This is a genomic window from Prevotella sp. MA2016, assembly GCF_000619825.1.
Classification (GTDB): domain Bacteria; phylum Bacteroidota; class Bacteroidia; order Bacteroidales; family Bacteroidaceae; genus Prevotella.
Window position 1 is genome coordinate 11,987 of the sequence record NZ_JHUW01000009.1, and the last position, 13,933, is coordinate 25,919.

Sequence of the window (13,933 nt, forward strand, 5' to 3'; positions counted from 1 at the left end):
GAGGGAACGATATGAAAAAAACAATTACTATATACCTATTATTCCTTTTGCTGCCACTTGCAGTGGCTGCCCAAAGTCATCAGGCCGAACTTGATCGACTGACAAAAGAAATGTACCGCCTGTATTCCTCACACGAGGTTGAGCAATTCATGAATGTCACCGACCAACTGAAAGAGGCATGTCTGAAAGCAAAAGACGAGAATCTCTTCTTTAGAACCTGGGCCAATCAGGCCTCCTTCGCATTCTCAAAAGTCAGCAGAGACAAAGGCATCGAGATAGCCAAGGCTCTGAACGAGTATAGCCAGCAACACGACAGTAAACTGGGTATTTATTATTCATCACTTACCACTGCCAGTCAATCAAGCATACTAAGAATGGAAATACAAGCTGAGCAGAATTACTTAAAAGCCTTAAAATATAAACAATCATTTTTGCCCCATATCAATGCCGCTCCGGCCTATTTGGGACTAGCAAAAATCTATCACAATCGCAGAGACCAGAAGAAGGTACTTGAAATGGCCGACAAAGCCCTTAAAGAGCCCAACCTCTCCGGACCTTCGATAGTAGATGCATGGAGTTACCGATGCATTGCAGCAATGTATTATCAAGGGGCCGAACAAAAGACAGAGTTGAACAAGGCCTATACGGAATGGAAGAAAGTATCAGAGAAATACAACTACCGTTCCCTCTTTGCTAGCGATATAGAAATCTACCATGCCCGTATCAATGGCGACTACGAGAAGATGCTTGAATTAGCCAAAAAGGTGAAGTTTCCCCAAGAAAGAGCCCAGCTCATCTCTTATGCTTACGAATGGATGGGGAAATGGGAAGATGCCCTACAATACTTCAAGGAATATAAAAGGGTTAGCGACTCTATCAACACGGCCGACATACGCAAACAATCGGCAGAGCACACCATGCAGATGGACATCATCCGAGCCGAAAACGAAGCCAAGAAGTTGAAGCTGCGCAACCAGGAACTACTTCTGGAACGCCAGGCAAACGAACTGGAACAAGAACGTTTGGAGAAAGAAGCATTAGACCTGACGCTGAAGAATCGCGAGATAGAACTGAGTCACGCCTCGATAAAACTTAAGAACGACAGTCTGGATCGACATGCACAGCAGCTGCAACTAAGCGAGTACCAGTCAAAACTCGAGTTGGAACAGAACAAGGAGAAGACAGAACGCATCACCCTTTGGACAGCCTTAGGCGTGGGCCTGCTCATCATCTCCTTCCTCTGCATCTACCTATACCGCCGTAGTTGCCACATGAAAGATCTGACCGCGGCCTACGATAAGTTAGAGACAGCCTACGATCAGCTTGAACAAACCACTGCTGCCAAAGAGCGTATCGAGAGCGAGCTGCGCATTGCCCGCGAAATCCAGATGTCGATGGTACCACATGAGTTCCCCGAACGTACCGACCTGGACCTCTACGCATCGATGACTCCAGCCAAAGAGGTTGGTGGCGACCTTTACGATTATCTGCTCGAGGATGACATCTTGTATTTCTGCTTAGGCGACGTATCTGGAAAAGGAGTACCCGCATCATTGTTCATGGCACAAACCACACGCCTGTTCCGTGCTCTGGCCAAACAGCACCTGATGCCAGCTGCAATAGCCACCCGACTGAACAATGAACTGACAGAGAAAAACGACAATGGCATGTTTGTCACCATGTTCATCGGACAGCTGAATCTTATCTCAGGCCAGTTCTACTTCTGCAATGCCGGTCATAATCCCCCTGTGATTGGAGGTGACGAGCTACGTGGTTCGTTCCTTGAGATGGAACCGAATGCACCTATCGGTCTGTGGCCAGAACTTGACTATATCGGCGAGGAGATAGCATCCATCAAGGGGCGTCCTCTCTTCATTTATTCCGACGGACTAAATGAAGCCGAGAATCTTAAACAAGAACAGTTCGGCGATGACCACATGCTCGACATACTACGACATACGAAATTCAAAGATGCACGCCATGTAGTAGAACTGATGGAAGCAGAGGTGGAGCGCCATCGCAACGGTGCAGAACCTAACGACGACATGACCATCATGTGCCTCAAGACATTGAACATTGAAGATTGAACATTAAAAAATAAAAAACAAAATATGAAATCATTTATCAACGTAGAAGACCTCGGTCCATTGGACAAAGCCATGGCCGAAGCATTTGAGATTAAGAACGACCGTTTTAAATACCAGCATCTGGGCAAGAACAAAACCCTGATGATGATATTCTTTAATAACTCACTGCGCACACGCCTCAGCACCCAGAAGGCCGCCATGAACCTGGGCATGAATGTCATCGTGCTCGACGTGAATGCCGGTGCCTGGAAGCTGGAGACAGAGCGTGGCGTCATCATGGATGGCGACAAGAGCGAACACCTGTTGGAAGCCATCCCTGTCATGGGATGCTACTGCGACCTGATTGGTGTGCGTAGCTTTGCCGGACTTAGCGATCGCGAATATGACTATGCTGAGACCGTACTCCAGCAATTCATCAAATACAGCGGTCGCCCCGTGTTTGCCATGGAGACAGCCACTGTTCATCCATTGCAGGCCTTTGCCGACCTTATCACCATCGAGGAGCACAAGGTAGTTGAGCGCCCGAAGGTAGTGCTTACATGGGCACCTCACTGCCGTGCTTTGCCCCAGGCAGTACCCAACTCATTTGCTCAGTGGATGAATGCAGCTCCCGATGTAGATTTGGTTATCACCCACCCCGAAGGCTATGAGCTCGATCCAAAGTTCGTAGGTAATGCACGCGTGGAGTACGATCAGAAGAAAGCCTTCGAAGGTGCCGACTTCATCTATGCCAAGAACTGGAGTAATCCTGGAGTAACCAATCCTGCCGACTATGGCAAGATAACCTGTGACGACCGCTCATGGACCGTAGACACCGAACACATGTCGTGGACCAACAATGGTAAGTTTATGCATTGTCTGCCCGTACGTCGCAATCTGATTGTTAGCGACGATGTCATCGAGAGCCCCAACAGTTTGGTTATCCCCGAGGCAGCCAACCGTGAAATCAGTTGTTCAGTAGTCATCAAACGTATGCTCGAAGCACTTTAAACAACCAATAACTCATGAGGAAAAAACTTCTAAAGTTATTAATTGTTATAGCTGCATTCATCTTTGGCAGCACAATAAAAGCGTATGCTGATGACTCAAAACCGGAGGATTTGAGCAAGTACTACCACTCACAGATGATAGAAGTCATTAACGACGTTAATCAAAAGCATTTCCACCCTGCTTTTATCAAGATTCATCGTATGACCGATGAAATCCGTGAGCATCATCATGAACAGTATCTCTATGTGCCGAACATGTGTCTGGGATTCTTCTATACCGGCAGAAACCAGCCCGAGATGGGAGAGACCTACTTCCGTAAGGCACTCCAGACTGTAGATCGGAAAAAGAACGATGTGGCCGTATTCAATTGCTACCTATCCTTAGCTCAGGTGATGAGTTTCAACAAACCTGCCGAGGCCATGGCTTGTCTCGACAGTCTGCCACAGCACATGCTGCAGAACCCCATGTACGATAGTGGCGTGCTCGGCTTTCGCTGTATTCTGGCTAGTAAGATGGGCGACAATAAAGCCTTTAAACACTATTTTGCCCGATACGACAGCATACGCCAGAATCTCCCTCAGCAGTTTAATAGTGCCAACCTTTTCCAGGTGATGGTGTGCCACGCGCTCATGAACAAGGACTACAAGCTAGCCTTGGCCTGGAGCGACTCTACTGATGTAGAACTGATGGCCACAGAGTTACGCAGAGACATCTACGACCAAATGGGCGATTGGAAGAAAGCATACGAAGCAGCAGAACTGAAAGACAGTCTGCAGCAACTAGACGAGCGCGAGGTGCTGGAAGAATTGCTGATGGATGCCTCACGCGACATCAACCTGTTGCAGGCAGAACAAGACAAAGCTGAACTTAGAAAAAAGCAGTTGCTGACAGTAGGCTTTATGTCACTAATCATTATTGCGCTGCTGATAGCCGTTCTCATCTACCGCTATTTAAAAAACCATCGCCTTAAAGAGCAATTCCAGCAACTGCAGGAAGCTCGCCGAAAAACTGAGGCAGGTCAGGCCATCCGTCGTGCTTTCGTTACCACGATATTGGAGAAGCTCAAGTCGCCCATCAACGTACTGATGAACTATTCACGCATCTTCAACGATCCACAGTTTAATCTGAAGCCCGAAGAACGCATCAAGCGATACAGTGATATCGTGGCCGCAGCGCGTAATATAGAGTCTATGATGGATCCTGTACTCAACTCGTATGCCCAAGGCACCATTAGCATCTCCGAAGAAGAAAGACGCACCTGTATGGATGCTATCCGTTCACCGCTGCTCTCGCTCATTGGTACAGCAGAGATGATTATCGAAGCCAATGGTCAGATTCCTCACGAAGAATATCAGGTACTCCGCTCGGAAGTATGCCGCAATGCATACAATGTGGCTACATCAACCCACAAGCTGGTACTATATAGCCTCTATGGCGACGGTGCACCACTATTAAAAAATGTCGACCTGCATCTGAACGAGTCGCTACGTTCTATTCTCAACAGTTACGACCTGCAGCATACTGGTCCGGATCTTAATGCTGAGAAAGAGCGTAAACTGACACTTGAGTATAAGACCGACATAAGTGATGATGTCATCATCCGCACCAATCCGCTGTTTGAGGTCATCATAAATTGTCTGCTGAGCAATGTCAACAAGTATGCCACTGGCGGTACAGTATTGCTGAACTGCCATAAGGAGCCCAACGGTACTTACACCGTATCGTTAAGCAATGAAGGACCTACGATTTCTGATGCCGATGCTGAGCGTATCTTTGAGCCTTACGTTCGTCTCAATGCCAATGAACATAGTCTGGGCATCGGTTTAGCCTTGGCACGAAGTCTGGCCACCTCAATGGGCTACACCCTTTACCTTGACACAACCTTCACGCAAGGTGCCCGCTTTGTCATCGCATTAAATGCGGAGTAGCATTCTCCAATTCCACAAACTCTGCCTCACCTTCTATATTGAAAGTGAGCAGAGTTCTGTTTGCAGTCACATCCAGCACACATGGTGCACCTTCGATCATTGGCATACAAGTATTACTACCAAACGGGAAACCGCAGGCTATAGGAATATCAAGATCGTTAAGGTGAGCTATCAGCATCTGCTCTACGCTACCATACTGCAAATCGAACTTAATAGAACTGAACGAACCAAATATGATACCTTTTACGCGTTCAAAATCCAATTGTAAACGCAACATATAAAACAAGCGGTCAATATCGTGAAGCGTCTCTTCTACCTCTTCAAGAAACAGAATAATATCTTTACCAGGAGGTAAGTTAAACCGTGACCCCGCAATAGCCGAATAGCTGGAAAGGTTGCCACCGATAAGAATGCCCTCAGCATGACCGCACTGATTGTGCGAGCTACTGACAAGTCCATACTGTGGCACTTTACCGAAAAGGATATTGCGCAGCACTGAGGATGCTGGTTCCTGTTTGGCACTGATCTGATATGCCATTGGTCCGTGCAGACTCATCACACCAGCACCAGCCACAGCATACAGCAAGGTGGTAACGTCGCCATGACCAATCAGCCATTTCGGATGCTTTCTATACATATCCTGACTGACACGATTTAGCAAGTGAATAGAACCATAACCGCCACGCGTACAGATAATGGCCTTGATGCTGTCATCTTCAAGCGCCCAAATAAGGTCGGACGCCCTTTCATTGGCAGTACCTGCATAAACATCAACATTCAAGCAGTTTGTGTGTTCGCCTATAACAGGCTGCAGCCCCCAGCTTTCAACTACGGCAGCTGCTTCCATAATAGCCTCTTGCGCCACCCAATAAGCTGGCGATATAAGAGCAACCTTATCGCCAGGTTTCAAAAATGGCGGAAGGATCATGTTTTCCATTTCGTCCTTGTTTTAGTTACCTCGTTAATAAATCAGATATCGATTGCAAATATAATTAAATTCTGTGAATATAAGTAAGAAAAAATATTAATTAACAGTTTTCTTCTATTAAAAACGCCAAAACAGATGCACACACTTGGCTAGAAAGTCAAGTGCGTGCATATATAGAAGAAGCAATGCTTACTTTGTCGTGATGGCTGTGGCTATGATTTCTGCCATCTTTTTGGCGCCCTTCTCATTGGGGTGAATACCATCTTCCACAACCTTATCACCATCGTTAAGCATCAGCGTGTGCAGATCGATTACCTGAAGACCATACTGCTGAGCCACTTCTTGCTGAATGGGGATAATCTCATCTGTAATCACCTTGTCATTGATATTCCAACTAGGTTTGAATGCCGGAATAGGGGTACAAAGCAGAATCTTTGGACCTACAGGTTGCTGAGCAGCCTTCACCTTTTTCTTACCTTTCTTAGCTGGTTGAGCCAGATCTGGGCGCAGCGTCTTAATCATCTGTTCCAAATCCTGCTTAAACTCTGCACCATACTTCCAGTTCTCGGGTTTCGAGTCGTTAGTGCCAAGTTTTATCACAACCACATCGGGTTTAAATGCCAGGGCATCCTGCCAAGCCATTTCGTTCATATAAGGGAAATCGCCCTTATTCAACATCGTACGAGCCGAAACGCCAAAGTTCTTCACCCAATAGCCATCGCCAAGGATGCCTTGCAACTGTGCAGGATAGCCATACTTAGCACGCATATCTATTCCAAAACCATCTGTGATACTATTGCCAATGCAAGCCACACGGATAGCATTCTCCTTGGGAGCAGGAATCGACTTCAACCAATTGCCCAGGTCTTGGAGCAACTGGTCGTGATACTTAAACCAAGTACCGAACCCAAAGCCATGATCGCCCGACGGATAGATAAACAGACTACACTCATTGCCAGCATTACGCATGGCAGAATAATACTGTATGCCGTTAGTCACCACAGGCACCAAGCGGTCATCGTTGGCACTGATGATACAGGCAGGTGGTGTGAGATGACTACGCACCGCATTCTGGGTAGAAAAGGCTTGTACCATCTGCTTATCCTTGTGCCCCTCTTCGCCCAAGAAGTTGATACACGACCACTTATGCGACACACGCTCATCCATCGAGATCACAGGATAGAAAAGTATCGAGAAATTGGGGCGCACCTCAAAAGGCGCCATCGTTGAAATAACCGACGACAGGTGACCCCCCGCCGAGAAGCCCATGATGCCCACATCATTAGGATTGACATGCCACACCTTGGCAGAATCGCGAACAATGCGGATACCATGCTCCACATCGCCCACGGGGATAGTACGATCACCATGAGGCAGGCGATAGTTCACTACAAAATAAGCGATACCCTGCTGATTCAACCAGTCGGATGCCAGATAGCCCTCATGGGTATTTGAAAGCATCGAGTAGCCACCTCCAGGTACACCAACAATGGCTCTGCCCGAAGGATTCTCCGGCAGATAACACACCATCTGAGCCTTACCGTCATCAGTCAGGTTCAGCGTAAACTTCCTTGCGGTTTGTGCCTGCATGCTCATTGCAAGCATCAACAGGCCTGTCATGAATAGTTTTCTGTTCATAGTTACAGCTTTATGTATTAATTTGTGTGCAAAAATACAAATATTAGTCGAGGTAAGCAAACAATTATCAGATTTTTTATTTATCTTTGCACGCAAAATAAACTGATTACAAAATATGATATCATTTGAATGCGACTACAACAACGGGGCTCATCCAAAAGTTTTGGAGAACCTCATTAAATATAACGATGCCAAACCAACACCTTATGGCTTCGATGAGTTCAGCGAACGTGCTAAAGAGCGCATCCGTGTAGCCTGTGGTCTGCCCGATGCTCAGATATTCTTTCTGACAGGCGGCACACAGACCAATGCCACCACCATCGACTCCATGCTGTATCAGTATGAGGGTGTCATCTGTGTGGGCAGTGGCCATATCAATGTGCATGAGGCAGGTGCCGTGGAGTTCACCGAGCATAAGATTATCACCATCGCCGACAACAATGGCAAGATGGAGGCCGCTACACTCGACAAGTATTTGGACGACTATATGCACGATGGCAACAAAGACCACGCTGTGCATCCTGGTTTGGTTTACATCACTTTCCCCACAGAGTTCGGTACGCTCTACAGCGCTAAAGAGCTGAACGACATCTATCAGGTATGTCAGCATTACGAGATACCTCTTTATATCGATGGTGCGCGTTTGGGCTATGGTCTGATGGCAGAGGATAACGACATCACCTTACCCTATCTGGCTCGCCACTGCGACGTATTCTATATCGGTGGCACCAAGATAGGTGCACTATGTGGTGAAGCTGTCGTGTTCACTCACCAGAATGCACATAAGCACTTCTTCTCTATCCAGAAGCAGCATGGTGCCGTGATTGCCAAAGGTGCTCTGATTGGCTTGCAGTTTGACGCGTTGTTCACTGACGACCTCTACTTTAAGCTCTCCGAGCATGCCATCAAGATGGCGATGCGCATGAAGGAGATCTTTATCCGCAAAGATTTCAAGTTCTACGTCGATTCACCCACCAACCAACAGTTTGTGATTATCGACAACGAACAGGTTGACAAACTGGAACAGAAGATGAGGTTCACCCACTTTGGTCAAGCCGATAAATATCACACCATCTGTAGATTTGTTACCAGTTGGGCCACTACCGAAGAAGAACTTGACGAGCTGGAAAGATTATTAGACTAAACTCAAAACATATACCAAACTAAAAACGATGAAAAAACTATTTTCAACCCTGCTCACAGGCATGTTCCTGATAACAGCAACACCAGCTGATGCCACCAAGTTATTGGGCATCAAAGTGATCGACAAGGATTATCTGATGCTGCACTTCCGCGATGGCGAAGTACATTATCGTGATAATGGTACAGGACCGAGTGCCTATCTTGGACACTCATTTGCCGAGGGCGACGACACCCTTCTGGTTTTCGGCGAGAGACTGAAAGTCGCCGAAGCCCAGAAGGCAGGTCTGTGGCGGCTCAGCTCGCCCGACGACAAAGCCTTCGGCCAAGCCCAGCCATTGGCAGTATGGCGAAAGTCGAAGCCTATGAATTTCGACCACACACTGACGAGCGAACTCGACCATTGGCTATTCATCCAAATGCCCCAATCAATGAAGCAGGGATGCACCTACAAGGTAGCCATCCCCACAGGTATCGGTGCCGACAAAGCCGAAGCCTCTATACGTTTTGATGTATGGAATAACCAGTCAGAGGCAGTCCACGTCAATATCATCGGTTATTCACCACAGGAGGCTATACATGCTGCCGATCTGTATCAGTGGTTAGGTGATGGCGGTCAGCGCGACTATAAGGCACTGGAAGGTCGCCGTGTCTGGCTCTATAATGTCAACACCAAGAAGAAACAACAGGTGGGTGTCGTGAAGTTCTGGCAGCCAGCCTCAGCTTCCTCCAAAGAAGCCGGAGGTAAAAGTCTTATCAGCACCGATGTGTGGAACATCGACTTCAGTGCCAACAAGCCTGGCTGCTACCGATTGGTAGTTGAGGATGTAGGATGCAGCATGGACTTTGAAGTGGCTGATGACATCTATTATGAACCCTATCGTTACTCAGTACGCGGTTACTACTATATGCGCCTGGGCGAACCTATCGACACCGGACACGTGTTCCCTGCACCCCGACAGCCTCAGTTCATTCCTGAGACCGATCCAAAGGGCTTCACTGTTTACAAAACCGATTTCCACCCTTGGAGCCCCGGTTGGCGCGAGTTGCACACCGATGTCTGGGATGAGCCCCACTTCAAGCAACTCAAGCAGTCTATCTTCTGGCAACACCGTCTGCCTGGAAACCCTGTTAACACCGAGGTGAAAGGCGGCCACTCCGATGCCTTCGACTGGGATCGCCATCTGGCTCATGTCAGCAATATCTATGATATGCTCCTGCCTTATGTCCTCTCTGGTGGGAAACTGAATGAGGATGCCCTTGGTATCCGTGAGAGTGGTAATGGTATCCCCGACCTGATCGACGAGGCACGCAACGAGGTTGACTTCTTCCTCTCTATCCGTGACGGCGAAGCCTACTCGCAGGGTGTCACCAACCCATGCGCCGATTGGAGCGTCATGTTCCAGGCAGGCTGTACTACCATGGCTGCTTGGGCCAATTCAGCCAACTGCGCTATCTTGGCCGAGGCTTTCCGTCAGAACAAGAACGACTCATTGTGCCAATACTATACCGCGGAAGCCATCAAGGCCTTCCGTTTTGCTGAGCGCCAAGAGAACCAGCAGCTCGACGACCGCCAGGACATCGGTTCGATGCAGATGCGCGGTCGCGACTTCCGCCAGATGGCTGCCGCTTACCTCTATAATGTAACGGGCGACGAACAGTGGGAGAAGATCTTTGCTGAGGAGAAATACAAGGTAAGCATTGCTACGGTTTGGACAGCAGCAGCCTATATGACCTGTCCTCACACCCGCCATTATTCCGAGCTGTATCAGGACATAAAGGCCGCCATCAATGCCGAGGCCGAGAAGTATAATATCTCGCACGTACAGCAGCGCCCATCACGCCGCGCCGCCAACGATGGTCGCTGGCAGACCTCCCAGAACCTGCAACTGGTAATGCTGGCTCACTATCTGGGTGACAAAGCTAAACGCAAGCAACTGGAGCATATCATGTTTATCGAAGCTGGCTGGGCGCTCGGTCGCAACCCCGGCAATATCGTAGAGATGACGGGACTAGGTGAGCGCCATATCACCGATGTCTATTCTACAGGACGCAACGATGGTGCCCCTGGCACTCATCCAGGTCAGACACCATTCAATGGCACCGAAACATGGTCGCCAGGACATAACGGCGGTGATGCCCGGATCATCTTAGCCTACTGTTATCCCGACTGGAACAATGGCGGGTGGCCACGCCAGGAGTCATATTTCAACCAGCGTTACTTCTGGGTAAATGGTGAGTTCACGCCGCGTGAAACCATGCGCGGCAAGATGGCTCTCTTAGCTTACCTCTACGCCATCAGATAAAAATAAGAATGGGAGCTCGTGGCTCCCATTCTTATTTGCGTACGCCGAAATCCTTCCTGGATTTAGCGTTGATAATCTGACTGGCCTTATGCCCATCGAAATGTGTCGGAGCGATGACAAAATCTGGCACATTATAAGAAAGGAAACGCTCACGATAGAATCGGCGTGGGTTGCGTTGTGGCAACATAAATGCCTTGCTCACAGTGCCTTTATCATCGATATGACAGAAATAAGGACGTGTATAAAGACCATCATCGCGACGCGAGCTAAACACCAGCCAGCGTGAATTGGTGCTCCAGTTATGGAAAGACTCAGTATCCTCAGAGTTAGCCTCAATCATAGGCCGACTCTGATTGGTTTTAAAGTCAAGCAGATAGAGGTCGGCCTCATGATGCCAGATACTGAACTGGCCGTAATCAGAAATTGTGTAGCAAAGATATCGGCCATCGTAAGACGGACGAGGGAAAGACACCGACTTATGAAGCGCCTCGGCATCAACAACCACTTCTATCTTATCACCAAACTTACCTGTTTCAGGGTCGAAGTCTATCCGGCAGAGATTATAACGAATTGAGTCTAACTGATGGTTATCCTCTGGCAGTGCCCGAGCCGCACAGAAATAGAGCGAACGCCCATCGGCAGAGAACACTGGATAGGTTTCATAAATAGAGTCTTGCTTGACGAGTGGCGAAAGTATCAGTTCATTCTTCTCCACATCATACACCTGAAGGTCGGAAGCCTCATCAAACACCTCTATCAGGTTGCGATGAGCACTATGAAACGTCTGTTTAGTCACATTAGTAGAATAGGCCACATAACGCCCGGAAGGGTGCCAATAGGGATACACACACAAGCCCAGTGTTTGGTCTGTCTTAGTGTTATAAGCAGTGATAGGTCCGTTGCCCTTGCGCAGTAAGGTAGCACCATGAGGACCACGGATATGCAGACTCATATCTGCGGGATTAGCCCGGTTGAAGCTATGGCAATTCACACACCCCTCAAACTGGGTATTCTCAATGAGTGCATGTTCCTCGAACGTAGAGAGATCACGCTCGTAAATACCCATCTTACTCCACACTTCATGACCTGGTGCTATCAGTCGGTAGCAGATACCATAGTCGATACTGTCCGAACTGACATAGATAGAAAAGGGGCTATAGGTATGCCAGCCTTCATCATACTTAGCAGACACGGTGACGCTCAGTGAGTCGCCACGGTTCTGTTGTAGCATTTGATGCCAGTCGTCAAGATCAAAGTCAACAGTCTCATCACCTTGTCCACGCAAACTGTTACCATGACGGTCGGTGATGACAGCATCAACAAACAAGGCCCCTTCATCAGCCATATTAAAATTAAGGGGAGCTATATTCACAGGTATGGTCACCCCGACATAATCCGGATAGATATGAGGCAACGACACCTCCTGCTTGGCATTTTCAGGTGTCACTGTGCAAGATGCCAACATCCAACACCCAACACCCAACATCCAACACCTAACACCTAATAATATCTTTCTCATCATTTAATGGAATGAAGTAATAATTTGGTATAGTTATCACGATCGCCTGTCAGCAAGTAGTAAGCCTTCAGATATTCAAAAGCCAAGCGATTATTGGCATTGCTCGCTACTAGTTTCTGAAGCATCTCTGCTGTAACATGATCGCCGAAGAAGAAATTCTCTTGGTAGCCCATCTGGCGCAAACGTCCGTATTCGGGATGCTTGGCTATCGCCTTCTCATCACCTAATAATGGGAGTGTCTTCGTGGCCCAATCACGATAGAAGAGTGTTTTTTGCAAGGCTAAGAGGTACTTACGTGCAACCTCATAGTTGCCGAGAATCAGATTGGTCTGCGCCAAACGTTTGTAGCAGCGTCCGCTCTTCTGGAAATCAAGAATCGCTTCTTGTGCCTCGAACACCGTGCGCTGAGCAACAGTAATCATACCTAACTGATAGAAGGCCTCGGCTGTTGGCAAAGGACTGATGGCATCGGTGCCGACATCAGGCAACAAACCAGCAAGGCCATTCTGATTATAGGCAAAAAGATGCTCGGCCAGAAGACCATGCATACCTAACGCCAGATTCTGCACCGTCACACCAATCTGATTGTTAGGTTTCTCTTTATTGATGGTCTCAATAATACGATTCCACTGCTGATAGCGGGCCATAAAATCGTATTGCATCACCTTCTCGGCCTTGAAATTGCTATTCTTCCACACCACGTTTCCCATCACAACAGCCACCACTGCGAAAGAAATCAGTGTAACGATGGGCTTTTTCAAAGTATTGGTCCATTTATGGAAGATGCGCACCATCAGCACAAGCATGAAAACTGACAGAGCAGCACTCCAGAGTATCACGGGGAATTCGGCAGGATAACGATAATAATGCACGCCATGCCACAACTCACTAAATGGAAGCGGAAGAGACACGGGCCCAACCAGCCAATAGAGCACTGGGATGGCTACCACTATCGCAGCGTATTGCTTCCATCCACGTGGCAGTCGGAATAATCCCCATGCTACAAGCAACGTTATCAATACTGCCCAGACACCACTCATCAGTGCATTCTCGTCAAGCAAGAACAACCAAAGCAGGAATGAAGGCACATAACTCAATCCATAGAGCCAGCCCCAACGAGCCACGCGACACATCAGAAGCTGTACTGCTGAGAGAAGCACACCAATAATAATCGCCCCTACCCAGGCATACAGAAAAAACTGTGTACAGAACCGCCCCAGCAAGTCGGCCACGCCACCTGGCTGTTTGACGATATCCCACACATAGTTGCTATCGAAGAGAAAGAGCTGGAACTGCTCCTGATAATGGAGATGATGCGGATAGGCCAGTCCAAAGAAAAGCACTACCGCTACACCAAAAAGGAGCGTATATAATACTTGTAAGTTCTTCATCTGAAC

At 48.0% G+C, this 13,933-nt stretch carries 9 protein-coding genes; 5 read left to right on the top strand and 4 right to left on the bottom strand.

What is annotated here, in order from left to right:
• The first annotated feature begins 11 nt into the window (after positions 1 to 11).
• Genes T360_RS15720 through T360_RS0106155 form a run of 3 tightly spaced genes read left to right on the top strand, consistent with a single transcriptional unit; the run spans position 12 to position 5,005 of the window.
• Positions 12 to 2,087 (top strand): PP2C family protein-serine/threonine phosphatase, encoded by a 2,076-nt coding sequence (locus T360_RS15720; protein ID WP_231488117.1) that lies wholly within the window; start codon positions 12 to 14, stop codon positions 2,085 to 2,087.
• A 24-nt stretch (positions 2,088 to 2,111) separates the two neighbouring features.
• Positions 2,112 to 3,077 (top strand): acetylornithine carbamoyltransferase, encoded by a 966-nt coding sequence (locus tag T360_RS0106150; protein WP_028912002.1) that lies wholly within the window; start codon positions 2,112 to 2,114, stop codon positions 3,075 to 3,077.
• A 14-nt stretch (positions 3,078 to 3,091) separates the two neighbouring features.
• On the top strand, positions 3,092 to 5,005 hold the full coding sequence (locus T360_RS0106155; protein ID WP_081772712.1) for a HAMP domain-containing sensor histidine kinase: 1,914 nt from the start codon (positions 3,092 to 3,094) through the stop codon (positions 5,003 to 5,005).
• Here T360_RS0106155 and T360_RS14770 read toward each other — a convergent pair.
• Positions 4,983 to 5,942, bottom strand: coding sequence for an LD-carboxypeptidase (locus T360_RS14770; RefSeq protein WP_081772713.1), 960 nt, complete (start codon positions 5,940 to 5,942; stop codon positions 4,983 to 4,985). The genes T360_RS0106155 and T360_RS14770 overlap by 23 nt on opposite strands.
• Positions 5,943 to 6,122: 180 nt before the next feature.
• A complete protein-coding gene (gene axeA1 / locus T360_RS0106165) occupies positions 6,123 to 7,571 on the bottom strand; it encodes an acetylxylan esterase AxeA1 (RefSeq protein ID WP_028912004.1) in 1,449 nt (482 codons plus the stop codon).
• A 115-nt stretch (positions 7,572 to 7,686) separates the two neighbouring features.
• Between axeA1 and T360_RS0106170 the strand changes: the two genes are divergently transcribed.
• Positions 7,687 to 8,715 (top strand): low specificity L-threonine aldolase, encoded by a 1,029-nt coding sequence (locus T360_RS0106170; RefSeq protein ID WP_028912005.1) that lies wholly within the window; start codon positions 7,687 to 7,689, stop codon positions 8,713 to 8,715.
• 28 nt (positions 8,716 to 8,743) lie between these two features.
• Positions 8,744 to 11,017 carry a glycoside hydrolase family 9 protein gene (locus tag T360_RS0106175; protein ID WP_081772714.1) on the top strand — a complete coding sequence of 758 codons (2,274 nt, stop codon included), beginning with the start codon at positions 8,744 to 8,746 and terminating at the stop codon, positions 11,015 to 11,017.
• A gap of 31 nt (positions 11,018 to 11,048) precedes the next feature.
• Here the strand turns inward: T360_RS0106175 and T360_RS0106180 are convergent, their stop codons facing one another.
• Together T360_RS0106180 and T360_RS0106185 are read right to left on the bottom strand one after the other, a co-directional pair.
• Positions 11,049 to 12,539, bottom strand: a complete 1,491-nt coding sequence (locus T360_RS0106180; RefSeq protein WP_081772715.1) for a PD40 domain-containing protein — start codon at positions 12,537 to 12,539, stop codon at positions 11,049 to 11,051.
• The gene (locus tag T360_RS0106185) at positions 12,536 to 13,927 is read right to left on the bottom strand and encodes a DUF6057 family protein (RefSeq protein ID WP_028912008.1); all 1,392 of its coding nucleotides are present in this window, start codon (positions 13,925 to 13,927) and stop codon (positions 12,536 to 12,538) included. Before T360_RS0106185 ends, T360_RS0106180 begins: the two co-directional genes overlap by 4 nt.
• Between the last annotated feature and the right edge of the window lie 6 nt (positions 13,928 to 13,933).